This is a genomic window from Nocardioides sp. J9 (assembly GCF_007829375.1).
Classification (GTDB): domain Bacteria; phylum Actinomycetota; class Actinomycetes; order Propionibacteriales; family Nocardioidaceae; genus Nocardioides.
In genome coordinates this window covers 39,448-54,781 of the sequence record NZ_VLJQ01000065.1, presented here as the reverse complement: position 1 = coordinate 54,781, position 15,334 = coordinate 39,448, and the positions used below count along the sequence as shown (strand labels likewise).

General features: G+C 72.5%; 15 protein-coding genes and 1 tRNA gene. 7 read left to right on the top strand and 9 right to left on the bottom strand.

Annotated features, from left to right (window positions below; translation table 11 throughout):
- The first annotated feature begins 254 nt into the window (after nucleotides 1-254).
- Together L615_RS09300 and L615_RS09295 are read left to right on the top strand one after the other, a co-directional pair.
- Nucleotides 255-1,061 (top strand): SURF1 family protein, encoded by an 807-nt coding sequence (locus L615_RS09300; RefSeq protein ID WP_186449797.1) that lies wholly within the window; start codon nucleotides 255-257, stop codon nucleotides 1,059-1,061.
- Nucleotides 1,058-1,393: a DUF3817 domain-containing protein gene (locus L615_RS09295; protein ID WP_145724877.1), complete on the top strand. Its 336-nt coding sequence runs from the start codon at nucleotides 1,058-1,060 to the stop codon at nucleotides 1,391-1,393. The genes L615_RS09300 and L615_RS09295 overlap by 4 nt, the downstream gene beginning before the upstream one ends.
- Before the next feature lie 15 nt (nucleotides 1,394-1,408).
- Here the strand turns inward: L615_RS09295 and L615_RS24150 are convergent, their stop codons facing one another.
- On the bottom strand, nucleotides 1,409-1,531 hold the full coding sequence (locus L615_RS24150) for a hypothetical protein (RefSeq protein ID WP_261376616.1): 123 nt from the start codon (nucleotides 1,529-1,531) through the stop codon (nucleotides 1,409-1,411).
- Between the two features lie 165 nt (nucleotides 1,532-1,696).
- On the opposite strand from L615_RS24150, the gene L615_RS09290 reads away from it, so the two are divergent.
- Nucleotides 1,697-2,236: a peptidylprolyl isomerase gene (locus tag L615_RS09290; protein ID WP_028655873.1), complete on the top strand. Its 540-nt coding sequence runs from the start codon at nucleotides 1,697-1,699 to the stop codon at nucleotides 2,234-2,236.
- A 43-nt stretch (nucleotides 2,237-2,279) separates the two neighbouring features.
- Nucleotides 2,280-3,203, top strand: a complete 924-nt coding sequence (locus L615_RS09285) for a rhomboid family intramembrane serine protease (protein ID WP_145724876.1) — start codon at nucleotides 2,280-2,282, stop codon at nucleotides 3,201-3,203.
- A 181-nt stretch (nucleotides 3,204-3,384) separates the two neighbouring features.
- On the opposite strand, the gene L615_RS09280 is transcribed toward L615_RS09285, so the two are convergent.
- Entirely contained in the window at nucleotides 3,385-3,891 is a 507-nt protein-coding gene (locus L615_RS09280; RefSeq protein ID WP_261376615.1) for a cell division protein CrgA, read from the bottom strand.
- A gap of 90 nt (nucleotides 3,892-3,981) precedes the next feature.
- Here L615_RS09280 and L615_RS09275 point away from each other — a divergent pair, with 90 nt between their 5' ends.
- A complete protein-coding gene (locus L615_RS09275; protein WP_145724875.1) occupies nucleotides 3,982-4,782 on the top strand; it encodes a DUF881 domain-containing protein in 801 nt (266 codons plus the stop codon).
- Between the two features lie 16 nt (nucleotides 4,783-4,798).
- On the opposite strand, the gene pknB is transcribed toward L615_RS09275, so the two are convergent.
- From pknB to L615_RS09240, 7 genes are read right to left on the bottom strand one after another with little or no spacing between them, the layout of a single operon-like run.
- On the bottom strand, nucleotides 4,799-6,763 hold the full coding sequence (gene pknB / locus L615_RS09270; RefSeq protein ID WP_145724874.1) for a Stk1 family PASTA domain-containing Ser/Thr kinase: 1,965 nt from the start codon (nucleotides 6,761-6,763) through the stop codon (nucleotides 4,799-4,801).
- On the bottom strand, nucleotides 6,760-8,271 hold the full coding sequence (locus L615_RS09265) for a serine/threonine-protein kinase (RefSeq protein WP_145724873.1): 1,512 nt from the start codon (nucleotides 8,269-8,271) through the stop codon (nucleotides 6,760-6,762). The genes pknB and L615_RS09265 overlap by 4 nt, the downstream gene beginning before the upstream one ends.
- The gene (locus tag L615_RS09260; RefSeq protein ID WP_145724872.1) at nucleotides 8,268-9,776 is read right to left on the bottom strand and encodes a penicillin-binding protein 2; all 1,509 of its coding nucleotides are present in this window, start codon (nucleotides 9,774-9,776) and stop codon (nucleotides 8,268-8,270) included. Before L615_RS09260 ends, L615_RS09265 begins: the two co-directional genes overlap by 4 nt.
- Nucleotides 9,773-11,158, bottom strand: coding sequence for an FtsW/RodA/SpoVE family cell cycle protein (locus tag L615_RS09255; RefSeq protein ID WP_145724871.1), 1,386 nt, complete (start codon nucleotides 11,156-11,158; stop codon nucleotides 9,773-9,775). The genes L615_RS09260 and L615_RS09255 overlap by 4 nt, the downstream gene beginning before the upstream one ends.
- Entirely contained in the window at nucleotides 11,158-12,684 is a 1,527-nt protein-coding gene (locus tag L615_RS09250; RefSeq protein ID WP_145724870.1) for a PP2C family serine/threonine-protein phosphatase, read from the bottom strand. The genes L615_RS09255 and L615_RS09250 overlap by 1 nt, the downstream gene beginning before the upstream one ends.
- Complete coding sequence (locus L615_RS09245) at nucleotides 12,684-13,151, bottom strand: FHA domain-containing protein (protein WP_028655878.1); 468 nt, start codon at nucleotides 13,149-13,151, stop codon at nucleotides 12,684-12,686. Before L615_RS09245 ends, L615_RS09250 begins: the two co-directional genes overlap by 1 nt.
- Nucleotides 13,152-13,874, bottom strand: coding sequence for a DUF3662 and FHA domain-containing protein (locus L615_RS09240; protein ID WP_028655879.1), 723 nt, complete (start codon nucleotides 13,872-13,874; stop codon nucleotides 13,152-13,154).
- A 220-nt stretch (nucleotides 13,875-14,094) separates the two neighbouring features.
- Between L615_RS09240 and L615_RS09235 the strand changes: the two genes are divergently transcribed.
- Nucleotides 14,095-14,178: transfer RNA gene (locus L615_RS09235), tRNA-Leu, on the top strand.
- 154 nt (nucleotides 14,179-14,332) lie between these two features.
- Nucleotides 14,333-15,196, top strand: coding sequence for a helix-turn-helix domain-containing protein (locus L615_RS09230; protein ID WP_145724869.1), 864 nt, complete (start codon nucleotides 14,333-14,335; stop codon nucleotides 15,194-15,196).
- Nucleotides 15,197-15,334: the final 138 nt, after the last annotated feature.

The window sequence follows — 15,334 nt, the reverse complement described above, 5'->3', positions numbered from 1 at the left end:
GCCGCACCTCCACCAGCCCGGTCTGCGCGATGCGGGGCAGCGGCTCCCCGACGGCGAGCTCGCCGTCGAGGACGTCGTCGAGGACCTGGTCGAACACCTGGTCGGCCACGGAGCGTCGGGTCACGGGTCGCAGTGCCATGGCGACGACCGTAGGCGGTGCAGGTCCGGTGGTCAAGTGGTCAGACCAGTCGTGTGAGGCGATCGACGGCCGGGCCGACGAGGAGTGCGGCCACGGTCCCTCGTACCCTGAGGAGGTGCTGCGGTGGTGGAGCGTTCGGTTGTGGGGCGCCCACCTCCTCGCCCTCGTGTGCGTCGGGTTCGCCGCCGGGATGGGCGTGTGGCAGTTCGACGCCTGGCAGGAGCGCCGGGCCGCGGAGCAGGAGGACCTGACCGAGGTCGCCCCGGTCCCGATCACCGACGTCATCGGCCCCGACGACCCGTTCCCGCGCGCCGGCCTGGGCCGGCCCGTCGAGGTCAGCGGCACCTTCCTCGACGCGGGCAGCGTGCTCGTCTCCGGCCGCGACGGCGCCGACGGCGAGGACGGGCGCTGGCTGGTCACCCCGCTCAGCGTCGGCGAACCGGACCAGCCCGCCGTGCCCGTCGTGCGCGGGTGGGTGCCCGCGGACGCCTCGCTCGACGACCTCCCCGCCCCGCCGACCGGCACGGTCGACCTCACCGGCTGGCTGCAGCCGACCGAGGCCGCGCGTGGCGGTGACGCCGCGGACGAGGACCCCGACGACCGGGTGGTGCCGAACCTGCGGGTCGCCGACCTGGTCCAGCTGCTCGACGGCCAGGACCTGTACGGCGCCTACGTCGTCGCGCAGGAGCCGCTGGCCGCCGACGCCTCGGCCGGGGTGGCGGCCGCGACGCTGGACCAGCTGCCGCCGGCGRGCCGGTTCACCGGCCTGCGCAACATCCTCTACGCCATCGAGTGGTGGGTCTTCGCCGCCTTCGCGATCTTCCTCTGGTGGCGCCATGTGCGCGACGCCACCACCGAGCGGGCAGCGGACGGGCCCGGCGCCGACCCGGCGGACGACGCCGTCGTACCCTCGAAGCCGTGACCAGGCTCTTCCCCACCTACCGCGTGCTCGCGCTCGTGGTAGGCGTCCTCCTCGTGGTCGGCGCGCTCAGCTCGGTGGCCAAGTACCTCCTCGAGGACGGCACCGCGCTGCAGCAGCTCGGCGACGACCTCACCCCGATCTGGATCATCCACGGCTGGATCTACATGGTCTACGTCGTCGTGGCGTTCCTGCTGAGCCAGAAGGCGCGCTGGTCCATGCCCCAGCTGCTGCTGCTCCTGGTCGCCGGGCTCGTCCCCGGCCTCATCTTCTGGGTCGAGCGCCGGGTGGTCGAGCGCCTGCGCGCCGACCACCCGGAGCTCGCGCGGACCTGACCGGTCCGGGACCGCTCAGGCCGACGGGTCCGCCGACTGCCACTGCGACGACGAGCCGCCGCCCTGCAGCTTCTTCGCGACGGCGGCCACGGCCGCGCCGACGAGGCCCACCAGCACCAGCTTCTTCAGCACCTTCATCACTCACCCTCCTGGGTCGACCGGCCGGCTGCCCAGACGGCAACCGGACCGCTTCCGCACCAGCATGGTCCACGGACGCAAGCCGTGGCAGTGCTCGTAGGATCGACTGCGTTGCCGGTCGGCCGACCGGCGCGCACGACATCGATCTGAGACGAGGCTTACCCCATGGCAGACCAGGCCGTCCTGAAGACGAACAAGGGCGACATCACGCTCAACCTGTTCCCCAACCACGCGCCGCTGACGGTCAAGAGCTTCGTCGGTCTCGCCACCGGCAACCCCGTCGAGGTCTCGCCCGACGGCCCGTACACGCCGGACCGCCGCGGCGGCTCCACCGGCTCCGGCCCGTTCTACGACGGCCTGACGTTCCACCGGGTCATCCCCGGCTTCATGATCCAGGGTGGCTGCCCCGACGGCATCGGCACCGGCGGCCCGGGCTACCAGTTCAAGGACGAGCCGCACCCCGAGCTCACCTTCGACAAGCCCTACCTGCTCGCGATGGCCAACGCCGGCCCGGGCACCAACGGCTCGCAGTTCTTCATCACCGTCGGCGCGACCACGTGGCTGAACTTCAAGCACACGATCTTCGGCGAGGTCGCCGACCAGGCCAGCCGCGACGTCGTCGACGCGATCGCCGGCGTCCAGACCGGCCGCAACGACAAGCCGGTCGAGCCGGTCGTCATCGAGACGGTCGAGATCAAGGGCTGAGCCCGGACCACCCGAGACCAGCACCAAGGACCAGCACAGCACCATGAGCACGCCTCCGGTCGGGGTGCCGACCTGCTACCGGCACCCCGACCGCGAGACCTGGGTGCGCTGCCAGCGCTGCGAGCGCCCGATCTGCCCCGACTGCATGAACGACGCAGCCGTGGGCTTCCAGTGCCCCTCCTGCGTCGCCGAGGGGCGCAAGACGCAGCGCCAGGCCACCGGCGCGTACGGCGGCGTCGTCAACCGCACACCCGGCCGGGTCACCACCGTGCTGCTCGCCGTCATCGCCGTGGCCTGGGTCGCGATCACCGCGACCGGCGGCGAGGACAGCGTCCTGCTCAACTGGCTCGCGATGCGCACCGGCGGGTGGTGCGGCATCATCAGCGACCCCGGCCTGGGCTACCCCGGCATCCAGTCCGCCGCGACGTGCACCGGCATCGGCGACACCCGGTGGTACCCCGGCGTCGCCGACGGTGGCGTGTGGCGCCTGCTGACCCACGTCGTCACCCACGTGCACGTGTGGCACATCGCGATGAACGCCCTCGCGCTGTGGCAGCTCGGCCCGCAGCTGGAGCGCGTCTTCGGCTGGGTCCGCTTCCTCGCGCTCTACCTGCTCGCCGGCATCAGCGGCGGGGTCGCGGTGATGTGGCTGTCCGGCGGCTCGGCCGTCGGCGCGTCCGGCGCGCTCTTCGGCCTGCTCGCCGCGCACCTCGTCGTCGCCCGCAAGGTGGGGGCCGACACCTCGAGCCTGGGATCCACCCTGCTCCTGGGGGTCATCATCAGCCTGCTTCCGGGTATCTCGTGGCAGGGCCACCTCGGCGGGTTCATCGGCGGCGGGGTGGTCGCAGCGGTCCTGGCCTACGCGCCCCGGGAACGGCGCGGGCTGGTGCAGGGCGTCGGCCTCGCGGCCGTCGCGCTGGCGCTGGTGGGCCTGACCGTGCTGCGGATGGCGACGTACACCGCCTGAGCAGGGACCCGCCGTACAGGTCATCCCCAGCCTTTTCCACCGATGTGGATGAATCACAGCGGTGTAGTTCTCCCCAGCTGGGGAGAACCCTGTGGAAAACAAGCGGGTGGAAAACGGCCGCGGCGCCGGTGGAGACCCACCGGCGCCGCGTCGTGCTGTGTGCGTTCTGTGTGCGGGCTGCCTACTCCCAGCGCGTCGCGAACGTGAAGCCGACCGCCATGAACCCGATGCCGACGAAGAGGTTCTTCTGGCCCAGGTCGTTGAAGATCGGGATGTCCTTCGGGTCGTTGCCGGTCAGGAAGATGTAGAAGATGCAGATCCAGACCAGGCCGATGATGAAGCAGCCGAGCATGCCGACCACGACGCCGCGGCCGCGGCCGAGCGGGGTCTTGGGGTGCGCGGAGATCGCCAGGCCGAGGAAGAGCGCGATGAACCCGATGAGGTAGTTCTTGCCCTCGAGGTCGGCGAAGAAGGACGGGCCGCCCGGCTGGTTCGGCTTGCCCTCGGAGTTGAGGCTGCCGAAGCCGTCGGTCGGGCGGATGCCGAAGTAGTAGTACAGGATCCAGCCGATCCCGCCGAGGATCAGCACCAGCGCGACGGCGAAGCGCGCAGTCATCACCGGGCCGCGCTCGGGGTCGGCGAAGACGTCTCCGTCCTTGTTCTTCGACAGGCGGGGCAGCTTGGCCACGTCGGGGCTCCTCGTCGTTCCGGCCGGCCCTTGGTCAGCGCCGGCCGGGGTTGGGGTGGTGCGGTCAGGGGTGTGGTGGACACTGTCAGTATGACGGGTACGCACGCGGGCGCGCGGCCCGGCCACCGGACCGGCAGGTCGCTGGCCTGGCGGGTGGGGACGCCGGTCGTCGCGCTGCTGAGCGGCAGCCTGCTCGCCGTGTCTGCGGCGAACAGCGACGGGACCGACCTCCGGCCCGGACGCTACACCGACCTGGCCGGTCTCGTGGAAGCCGAGGCCAACGACTTCCAGGACGTCGAGGACCGCCTCACCGAGCTGACCGCGGAGGTGGACCGGCTCGGCGCCCGGGTCAGCGACCGTGGGGTCAACCTCGCGCGTGCCGAGGCGGCCGAGCTGCGCGACCCGGCCGGGCTCACCCCACGGCAGGGTCCGGGGCTGCGGATCACCATGCAGGACGCGCCCGACGAGCTCGTCGACGAGGCGATCGAGCTCAACAAGAACGTCGAGCCCGAGGAGCGGATCAAGCTCAACCGGTTCGTCGTCCACCAGCAGGACATCCAGGCGGTCGTCAACGCCCTGTGGGCCGGCGGCGCCACCGCGGTCACCATTGCCGGGCAGCGGATCATCTCCACGACCGGCATCAAGTGTCGCGGCCCGGTCGTGCAGCTGCAGGGCGTGCCCTACTCCCAGCCGTTCGTCATCGAGGCCGTCGGCGACCAGACGGCCCTGCTCGACGCCATCGACGGCGACGACCTGGTCTCCGGCTACCGCACCGACTCCGCCAACAGCCAGATCGGCATCGGCTGGTCCCTGGAGACCCGCGACGTCGTCACCGCGCCGGCGTACGACGGCGTGCTGGACGTGCAGTACGCACGCCCGCTGCGCGACTGACCCGAGCCGGACAGCCTCACCGGACGGTCAGCGGGACCGTGCGCCCGACGCTGTCACCACCGCCGCCGCCACCCGGGCCACCCGGGTCGGGCGTCCCGCCACCACCCGGGCCCGGGTCGAGCGGGTTGGTCGGGTCGGTGCCGTCGGCGACCTCCTGGCCGTCGTTGATGCCGTCGCCGTCGGTGTCGGGGTTGTTCGCGTCGGTGCCCGCGGTCTGCTCGTCCTCGTCCGAGAGTCCGTCGCCGTCGGTGTCGACCGGCGTCTCGGGCTCCTCGTAGACCGAGACGAAGATGATCACGTCGTCGCCCTGGTTGCGGGCCTCGCCCGCAGCCGGGAGCTGCTCGGTGATCCGGCCCTTCGGCTGGCTGTCGTCGGAGGCGTCGGCGTTGCGCACGATCGGGTTGAACCCGGCGTCGCGGATCAGCTTCTCCGCCTGTGCGCGGGTCTTGCCCACGACGTCGGGGACCTTCGTCGGGCCGTCGGAGACGCAGAGCGTGACCTCGGTGTCGGTGCCGACCGGCGTGCCCGGGATCGGGTTCTGCTCGACGACGGTGCCCTTCGGGTCGTCGGCGTCGCACTCCTCGAAGCTGATGTTCTCCCGCGGGATGCCCGCGTCGGTGAGCGTGTTGATCGCCTGGGCGCGGCGCGAGGAGGTCACGGCCGGCATCGGGAAGTCGCACGGGCCGCTGGAGATGGTGAGGTAGACGGTGCCGGTGGGCGCGATGTAGTCGCCGCTCTCGGGCTCCTGCTTGACCACCACACCCGCGTCGTAGTCGTCGCTGCACGCGACCGCGCTGTGGTCGCTCTCGAGGCCGACGTCGCCGATGTCGCTGCGGGCGGCGTCGACCTCCTTGCCGACGACGCCGGGGACCGCGACGTCGGTCGGGGTGTCGTCGAAGAGCTTGGGCCACACGGCGTACGCCGTGCCGAAGAGGGCGAGCAGCAGCACGGCGAGCAGCACCCACAGCCCGACCCGGCTGCGGCGGTCGTCCTGCACGGGCGGCACCGCCGGGCGGATCGCCGTCTCCTGCGGGTCGTGCGCCGCGAGGGGCACGGGTGCGGGGACCGGGCCGGTGGGCACGTCGGGGACGGTGGCCTGGACCGGGCGGCCGGCGAGGTAGCGCTCGATGTCGGCGCGCATCTGCGCCGCGGACTGGTAGCGGTCCTCGACCCGCTTCGCGAGCGCCTTCATCACGATCGCGTCGATCTCGGGGGTGAGGTCGTCCTCGTGCCGCGACGGGGGTACGGCGGGCTCGCGGACGTGCTGGTAGGCGACGGCGACCGGGGAGTCGCCGACGAACGGCGGCCGGCCGGTGAGCAGCTCGTAGAGCAGGCAACCGGCGGAGTACACGTCGGAGCGGGAGTCGACGGTCTCGCCGCGGGCCTGCTCGGGGGAGAGGTACTGCGCGGTGCCGACCACGGCCGCGGTCTGGGTCATCGACGACTGCGCGTCGCTCATCGCCCGCGCGATGCCGAAGTCCATCACCTTGACGTCGCCGGCCGGCGTGAGCATCACGTTGCCGGGCTTGATGTCGCGGTGGATGATCCCCGCGCGGTGGCTGTAGTCGAGCGCCGACAGCACGCCGCTGGTGATCTCCAGGGCCCGCTCGGGCAGGATCTTGCGGCCCTCGCGGAGGATGTCGCGCAGGGTCCGCCCGGCGACGTACTCCATGACGATGTAGGGGACGACCTCGTCGCTGCCGTCGGGCTGGGGTGTGCGCTCCTCGCCGGTGTCGTAGACCGCGACGATGGCCGGGTGGTTCAGCGACGCCGAGGACTGGGCCTCCCGGCGGAAGCGGGCCTGGAAGGTGGGGTCGCTGGCGAGGTCGGTGCGCAGGCGCTTGACCGCGACGACGCGGCCGAGCCGCGTGTCGGTGCCCTTGCGGACCTCGGCCATGCCGCCGCGGCCGAGGAGCTCGGCGAGCTGGTAGCGGCCCCCGACGACGGGGCCTCCGGTGCCGTTCTCGGGTGGCTGGCTCATCCGTCCTCCCCCAGGTCGGTCAGCGGATCGGTCGGCTCGGTGGTCGGTGCCTCGGTCGTCTCCGTGGGCGTCGTCGGTGCCTCGGTCGTCTCCGTGGGCGTCGGCTCCGGGGTGGGCGTCGGCTCCTCCTCCTGCTCGACCGGGCCCCAGTAGTAGATGACCACGCGGGCGCCCTCGGTCAGGGTGCCGGAGCGGGAGAACTCCGCGACGCTGTCGGCCGGGCAGCTGCCGTCGTTGGGCGTGCTGAACCGCTCGACCGAGGTCCGCAGCCCCAGCTCGTCGAGGTCGGACTGGGCGACGCGGTAGTCCTGGGAGCAGACGTAGTCGTCGGCGTCGAACTCCACGGTCGCCGCTTCTGTCGTCGTCTCCTCGGTCGTCGCCTCCGTCGTGGGCTCCGAGGTCGGGTCGTCGGCGACCGGGTCCTCGTCGTCACCACCGAGCAGCAGGATCGCGGCGACCACGGCCGCCACCACGAGCAGGATCACCGCGGCCGCGATCGGCCACGGGGACCTGCGCTGCTCCTTCTCCTCCTCGCCGGCGTACGGCGAGGGCGAGTCGAGCCGCTCCATCGGCGTCGCGGGTCCGGCGGGGGTCGGCGGCAGCACCCCGGTGGCGGGGAGCACCTGGGTGGCGCCCTCGGCCGGCGTGGCGGGCCCGGCGGCCGCGGCGGCGGCCGAGGCCGAGGACGGGTCGCGGAGCGCGGCACCGAACGCCGTGCCGTCGGGGAAGCGCTCGGCCGGGTCCTTGGCCAGCGCACGTCGCACGACCGCGGCCAGCGGCGCGGGCACGCTGTCGGGCAGCTCGGGCACCGGCTGCTGCAGGTGGGCGAGCGCCGTCGCGACGGGCGTCTCGGCCTCGAACGGGCGTCGCCCGGTCAGGCACTCGAACGCCACGACGCCCAGCGAGTAGACGTCGGAGGCGGGCGTCGAGGGGTTGCCGCGGGCCTGCTCGGGGCTGAGGTACTGCGGCGTGCCCATGACCGAGCCGGTCCGGGTCAGCGCCGCGGCGTCGGCCGCGCGGGCGATGCCGAAGTCGGTGATCTTCACCTGGCGGTCGGGCGTGACCAGCAGGTTCGCGGGCTTCACGTCGCGGTGCACGATGCCGGCGCGGTGGGCGACCCCCAGCGCGTCGGCGGCCTGCGCGAGCAGGTCCTGCACGACGGCGGTGTCGATGACCCGGCCGTTGGAGCGGGCGGTCGCGAGCAGCGTCGACAGGGGCTGTCCGTCGACCAGCTCCATCACCAGGTACGGCGGCAGCTCGCCGGTGTCGTCGGCGCCGTAGTCGTAGACGCCGGCGATCCCGGGGTGGTGCAGGGCGGCGGCGCTGCGGGCCTCGCCCTCGAAGCGGGTGCGGAACAGCGGGTCGTCGGCGTACTCCGCCTTGAGGACCTTGACCGCGACGGGTCGGTCGAGCCGGGTGTCCGTGCCGCGCCACACGACGCCCATGCCGCCGGTGGCGATCACGGAGTCGAGGTGGTAGCGACGGGCCCGGTCGGCGTACTGACTCACTGCAACACCGCTTCCATGACTGCCTTCGCGATCGGGCCGCCGAGCTGGCCGCCCGCGATCTGCTTGCCGGGTGCCTCCTGGATCATGACCGCCACCGCGACCTCGGCGTTCTGCGCCGGGGCGAAGGAGACGAACCACCCGTAGGGCGCCTTGCCCTCGATGCCGCGCTGCGCCGTGCCGGTCTTGCCGGCGACGCTGACGCCGTCGATGGCGGCGGGGGAGGCGGTGCCGTTGTCGACGGTCGAGACCAGCAGGTCGGTCAGCTGGGCAGCGGTCTGCGGGGAGATCGCGTCGCGCAGCTTCTCGGGCTCGGTGGTCTCCAGGACGTCGAAGCTGGCGGTCTGCACCTGGTCGACGAGGTAGGGCCGCATCAGCGCACCGCGGTTGGCGATCGCGGAGACGACCATCGCCATCTGCAGCGGCGTGGCCTGCACCGAGAACTGGCCGAAGCCGGACCGGGCGGTCTCGGCGCCGTTCAGCTCGCGCGGCTCCTGCTCCTCGCCGTCGATGACGTCCACGACGTCCTCGGGGAACACCGAGCGCGCCTGCGGGCCGAGGTCGAGGAGGTAGTCGCTGTTGAAGCCGAACGCCTCGGCGGTCTCCCGCAGCTTCTCCGGGCCGACCTCGACGGCCATCTTGGCGAAGGCCGTGTTGCAGGAGTCCTCCATCGCGGTGGCGAAGGAGATCTGGGCCGGGCTGCAGCCCGTGCGGCCCTCGTTGTCGATGACGTTCTGCTCGCCGGTCGTGCCCGGCGCCTGCCAGGTCGCGCCCGAGGGGACCTGGTCGTCCTGGTCATAGACACCCTCCTCGATCGCCGCCGCCGCGGTGACGACCTTGAACGTCGAGCCGGGGAAGAGCCGGGTCTGGATCGCCCGGTTGAGCAGCGGCTGGTGCTCGTTGCCGTCGAGGCGCTCGTACGCACGCTCGCGGACCTCGCGGTCGTGCGAGGCCAGCTCGTTGGGGTCGTAGGACGGGAAGGAGACCATCGCGAGGATCCGCCCGGTCTTCGGCTGGATCGCCACCACGGCGCCCTCGCCCTCGGGACCGACCGTGTCGCGCAGCGCCGTGAAGGCCGCGCGCTGGGCCCGCGGGTCCAGGGTCAGCGACACGTTGCCGCCCTGGTTGGTGTCGCCCTTGAGCAGGTCGACGAGGCGGTTGACGAACAACCGCGGGTCCTCGCCGGAGAGCACCTTGTTCTGGCTGCGCTCGAGGCCGGTCTGGCTGCCGAGCTGCAGGTAGCCGGTGATCGGCGCGTAGAGCTGCTTCTGCGGGTAGACGCGGAGGTACTTGTAGCGGTCGTCGACCGGTTCGCTGCGGGCGATGGCGTCCTCGCCGACGAGGATCAGCCCGCGCTCGCGGCTGAACGCCGCCGCGGCGACCCGGGCGTTGCGCGGGTCGGTGTTGAGGTCCTCGGAGCGCCAGAACTGCAGGTAGGTCACGTTCGCCATCAGGGCGAGGAACAAGAACATGCAGAAGATGGAGACGGTGCGGATCGGCTTGTTCACTGGGGCACCACCTTCACGACCTGCGTGGCCTGCTCGTCGGCGTCCTCGTCCTCGGTGAGGTCGGGCAGCGGACGGCGGGCCTGGTCGGAGATGCGCAGCAGGATCGCCACGATCACCCAGTTCGCGACGAGCGAGGAGCCGCCGTACGACAGGAAGGGTGTGGTGAGGCCGGTCAGCGGGATCAGCCGGGTGACGCCGCCGATGACGACGAACACCTGCAGCGCGAGGACCGCGGCCAGGCCGGTGGCGACGAGCTTGCCGAAGCCGTCGCGGGAGATCAGGGCTGCGCGCAACGCCCGCTCGACGACGAGGCCGTAGAGCAGCAGCACCGCCATCACCGCGGTGAGGCCGAGCTCCTCGCCGATCGCGGCGAGGATGAAGTCGGACTCGGCGTACGGCACCCGCTCGGGCATGCCCTCGCCGAAGCCGCGGCCGATCATCCCGCCCCACCCGAAGCCGTAGAGCGCCTGGACCAGCTGGTAGCCGCTGCCGTCCGGGTCGGCGAACGGGTCGAGCCAGATGTCCACGCGCTTCTGGACGTGGGAGAACAGGCGGAACGCGACGGCCGCGCCGCCGAAGAAGAGCAGGCCGCCGACGACCAGCCACCCGGGCCGCTCGGTCGCCACGTAGAGCATGACGAGGAAGAGGCCGAAGAACAGCAGGCTCGAGCCGAGGTCGCGCTGCAGCACGAGGATGCCGAGGCTGACCACCCACATCATCAGGATCGGGCCGAGGTCGCGGCCGCGCGGCAGGTCGATGAAGACCACGCGACGCCCGGCCAGCGCCAGCGCGTCGCGGTGCACGACGAGGTAGCCGGCGAAGGTGACGACCAGCAGCACCTTGGCGAGCTCGCCGGGCTGGAAGCTGAACGGGCCGACCGCGATCCAGATCCGCGCACCGTTGATCTGCGTGCCCAGCCCCGGGAGCATCGGCAGGATCAGCAGCACGATCGCCGCGAGGCCCGAGGTGTAGGTGAACCGCGCCAGCAGGCGGTGGTCGGGCAGGAACACCAGCGTCGCGACGAAGAGGATCACGCCGAGCGTCATCCAGGTCAGCTGCTGGCTGGCCAGCCCGGTGTCCTTGGCGAGGTCGAGGCGGTGGATGACCGCCAGGCCGAGGCCGTTGAGGGCCGCCACGACGGGCAGCAGCACCGGGTCGGCGTACGGCGCGACGAAGCGGACCACGACGTGCGCGGCGACGGTCAGCACGGCCAGCCAGCCGCCGTACCCGATGAGGTTGGTGGGCACCTCTCCGTCCACGCCCAGGCCGACGGCGGCGTAGGCGCCGATGCCGACGACGAGTGCGAGGACGAGCAGGAAAAGCTCGGCGCCGCGCCGGCGTCGGTGGACGAAGCCCATCAGGGTGGAGGAGTTGGTCGCCATCACTCCACCGGGGCGAAGTCGCTGGCGCTCCCGGACGGGTCGGCCGGCGACGTCGGGTCGGAGCTGGTCTGGTCGGTCGGGCTGGCCGGGAGCGGGTCGGAGAGGCCCTCGTCCTCGGCCGCGTCGTCCTCGTCGCGGTCGCCGACGCGACCGGCGATCTGCTGGACCTTCTCGCGGGCCGAGGCGTAGTCGTCGGCGGCGATGCCGTCCTGGATCGTGCGGGCCAGGCCGTCGGGCAGGTCCGCGACGTCGATGTCGGAGACCTCGTGCACCGAGGACAGCCCGGGCACCTGGACGCCGCGGTAGATCACGACGACGCCGTCGTCCTCGCCGACGTAGTACTGCCGCTGGCTCCACCAGTACGCCGTGCCGACCACCATCCAGGCGAGGCCGACCAGCACCGCGAGGGCCAGCAGGCGGCGGGGCCAGATGAACCGCGGCGGCGCCTGCGGGGCGTAGCGCATCGCCTCCGGGTCGACCGGCGGGTCGGCGTGGATGGCGTAGTCGATGCCCTCGGGGATCTCCGCCGCGACCGGCTCGAGCTCCCCGGTGTCCCCGGAGCGGTGGCCGCGGAAGAGCGCGCGGGGCCGGCGCTGGCGCAGGTCCGCGGCGGCGCCGACGACCATCGGATCGCGCGCCCCGGCGTCGGGCGCGGCCTCGGTGACGTCGGCGACGACGCACGTGACGTTGTCGGAGCTGCCGGCCTCGAGGCTGGCGCGGACCATCTCGATCGCGCAGAACTCCGGGGACCCGTCCTTGAGGATCTCGGTCATCCGGGCGTCGTCGAGGACGCCGCACGCGCCGTCGCTGCACAGGAACAGCCGGTCGCCCGGCACGAGCTCGAGGGCGAACAGGTCGGGCTCCACGTCGTGCAGCCCGTCGAGCGCCTTGAGGATGAGGTTGCGGTGCGGGTGGACCCGCGCCTCCACCTCGGTGATCCGGCCCTCGTCGATCAGGCTCTGCACGAAGGTGTGGTCGTTGGTCAGCTGGGAGAGCTCGCCGTCGCGCAGCAGGTAGGCCCGCGAGTCGCCCACGTGGCCGAGCGCCAGCCGGCTGCCGTCGAACAGCGCGACCGTGGCCGTCGTGCTCGTGCCGTTGAGGGAGGGGTCCTGGTCGACCTGGTGCCCGATCGCGACGTGCGCCTCGTGGAGGCCGTCGTTGACGCGGTCGAGGACGTCGGCCGAGCCCGGCGGCTCGTCGAGCTGGCGCAGCTCGTTCACGGCCGTGCCCGAGGCGATGTCGCCGCGGGCCGCGCCGCCGACGCCGTCGCAGACCGACAGCAGCCACGGCCCGGCGTACCCGGAGTCCTGGTTGTCCTTGCGCACCCGGCCGACGTCGGAGACGGCGTAGAAGTCGAGGGTGAGCTGCGGGCGCGGCGGCCGGGCCGGGGCGTCCACGGTGTCCTGCTCGAAGACCTGCGGCACCTCGGAGGTGGGCTCGGGGACCGGCCGCTCGGGGGCCTCCGGGTTCTCCACCGTGTCCGGTGCGGAGTCGTCGAGCGGGCTGCCGTCGGGGTTCGGGGCCATCACTTCCTCAGCTCCAGGATGGTCTTGCCGACCCGGACCTGGGAGCCGAGGCCGATGGGCACCGGCTGCGTGATCCGCTGGCTGCCGAGGTAGGTGCCGTTGGTGGAGCCGAGGTCCTCGACGTACCACTGGCCGCCGGAGGACACGATCCGCGCGTGGCGGGTGGAGACGTAGTCGTCGTCGAGCCGGATCGCCGCGTCGTTCCCGCGGCCGATGAGCACCGGCGCGTTCGCGAGGTCAGCGGTGGCGCCGGTGTTGACGCCCTGCACGACCGCGACGTGGCTGGGCTGGCCGCGGCGCGGGGCCGGCGGTGGCTTCGGCGCGCGCGGCTGCTTGCCCGGCGCGGCCGCGGTCGGCACGCGCGCCCCGAACATGTCGGAGCGGATGACCGAGATCGCCGAGAGCACGAAGATCCAGAGGATCGCGAGGTACGCGATCCTCACCAGGAAGAGGGTCAGCTCGGACAATCAGCGCTCCTCGAGCAACCGCAGGACCAGGGAGGTGTGGCCGACCTGCACCCGTGAGCCGTCGCGCAGCGTCGCCCGCGCGACCTTCTGCCCGTCGACGCGGATGCCGTTGGTCGAGCCCATGTCGTGCACCTCGACGTGCACCGGCGCGTCGGGCGCGGAGCCCGAGGGCGCGGTCAGGAGGAACTCCGCGTGCCGGCGGCTGACGCCGGGGTCGTTGATCCGGATGTCCGCCTCGCTGCCGCGGCCCACGACCAGGCCCGGCGCCTGCAGCGGGTGCTGCGTGCCGTTGACCTCGAGGACCGCGCGGGTGCGCTGGCCGTTGGTGGAGCGCCGGGAGTGCCCAGTCACCGCCGCCTCGGCCTGGCTGCGCACCCGGAACCGGCCGGTGGTCAGGTCCTCCGCGGACTCGAAGACGATCCGGATCGGGCCGGGGAAGACGTAGGACTGCAGCTCCGCGTGCTCGGTGAGCTGGTCGGTCAGCTCGCTGGCCAGCGTGGAGTCGTACGGCGCCAGCCGCTCCAGGTCGCCGGTGGAGAGCTCGACGACGAAGCTGTTCGGCACCAGCCGACGCTGCCGGGACAGCACCTGCGCCTTGTTGTCCAGCTCGCGCTGGAGCGCGGCGGCGATCTCGACCGGCTGCACGGCGCTGCGGAAGGTGCGGGCGAAGACACCGGAGATCGCCTGCTCCAGTCGCTGCTCGAACCGCTGCAGTCCCCCCACGGGCGGCCTCCTCTCCTGCGTCGTTGCGGGCATGTGTCCGGGCACGGGCCCGGGTCGGTGCGTGCTCGTGCGGCCCGGTACCCCGGACACGGGCCACTCGATCGTATCGGTGGCCCCCTCGCGGACCCGGGACCTCGTCCGCGGCCCCCCGGTTTTGGGTTGGACGGGTCGGCTGGGATAGCCTTGCCCGGCCGTACCAACCTGCATCACGGTCGGCAGCGCGCGAGTGGCGGAATAGGCAGACGCGCACGGTTCAGGTCCGTGTGTCCGAAAGGACGTGGGGGTTCAACTCCCCCCTCGCGCACCGCAAGGCAACAGCAAAGCCCCGGGTCATCGACCCGGGGCTTTGCTGCTTTCCGCGGAGGGGACCGCGTGCCCGGGCCGCGTGTTTGGGGCGCGCGGAGGGTGGGGATGTCCTCCCCCTTGGCACCGTGCCCTCGTCGGTGAAGGCTGGTGCCATGCCGAGGACGAGGTACGACGAGCTGGGCAGGTTCCTGCGGTCGCGCCGGGACCGGGTGCGGCCTGCCGACGTCGGCCTGACGCCCGGCCCGCGCCGGCGGGTCCCGGGGCTGCGGCGTGACGAGGTCGCCATGCTGGCGGGCGCGTCGGTGGAGTACTACACCGAGCTCGAGCGAGGTGCCGGGTCCCAGCCGTCGGAGGGCATGCTCGCGGCCCTGGCCCGCGCCCTGCGGCTCAGCAACGACGAGCGTGACCACCTCTTCCACCTGGCCAACCGTGCGCTGCCGGTGGAGGGCGGCAGTGCCTCGCACCTGCACCCGGCGATGCTCGACCTGCTGTCCCGGATGGCGTCGACGCCGGCCATGGTGATCACCGACCTCCACGTCGTGCTCGTCCAGAACCCGCTCGCCGTCGCCCTGCTCGGTGACCTGTCGGTCCACCAGGGGCGGTCGGCCAGCTTCCTCTACCGGTGGTTCACCGACGAGGACACCCGGGGGATCTACCCGGAGGAGGACCACGCGCCGCAGTCCCGGTCGTTCGTCGCGGACCTGCGGGCTGCCGTCGGCCGTCGCGACGCCGGTGACACCGAGGCGTCGGAGCTCGTCGCCAGCCTGCTGGAGGACTCGCCCGAGTTCTCGGCGCTGTGGCACGAGCACGACGTGGCGGTCAGGCGGCACGAGCGCAAGCGGATCCAGCACCCGACGGTCGGCCTGATCGACCTCGACGTCATGCACCTGGTCAGCGAGGACGGACGGCAGCGGTTGCTCTGGTTCACGCCACGGCCGGGCACCGACGCCAGCGACCGGCTGGCGCTGCTGACCGTGATCGGCACCCAGGCGATGGAGGCGGCGACCTCCAAGTAGCCGTCCGTCCACCAGGCAGGGGTCGTCGACCCCCCTGTCAGCAGCACCTGTTCCGGGTCCGGGCCCAGGCCGAGGCTGGGTCCACGACCAGTCGGTGGCMGCMSMCGCRCGCCGAACAGGAGGCTCGGATGAGTGACA

What these genes read in the sequence shown, in the direction of transcription:
- L615_RS09255 (WP_145724871.1), bottom strand. Translation starts at nt 11,158, where the DNA reads ATGGCGACCAACTCCTCCACCCTGATGGGCTTCGTCCACCGACGCCGG.
- L615_RS24150 (WP_261376616.1), bottom strand. Translation starts at nt 1,531, where the DNA reads ATGAAGGTGCTGAAGAAGCTGGTGCTGGTGGGCCTCGTCGGCGCGGCC.
- pknB (WP_145724874.1), bottom strand. Translation starts at nt 6,763, where the DNA reads ATGAGCCAGCCACCCGAGAACGGCACCGGAGGCCCCGTCGTCGGGGGC.
- L615_RS09285 (WP_145724876.1), top strand. Translation starts at nt 2,280, where the DNA reads ATGAGCACGCCTCCGGTCGGGGTGCCGACCTGCTACCGGCACCCCGAC.
- L615_RS09230 (WP_145724869.1), top strand. Translation starts at nt 14,333, where the DNA reads ATGCCGAGGACGAGGTACGACGAGCTGGGCAGGTTCCTGCGGTCGCGC.
- L615_RS09250 (WP_145724870.1), bottom strand. Translation starts at nt 12,684, where the DNA reads ATGGCCCCGAACCCCGACGGCAGCCCGCTCGACGACTCCGCACCGGAC.
- L615_RS09290 (WP_028655873.1), top strand. Translation starts at nt 1,697, where the DNA reads ATGGCAGACCAGGCCGTCCTGAAGACGAACAAGGGCGACATCACGCTC.
- L615_RS09275 (WP_145724875.1), top strand. Translation starts at nt 3,982, where the DNA reads ATGACGGGTACGCACGCGGGCGCGCGGCCCGGCCACCGGACCGGCAGG.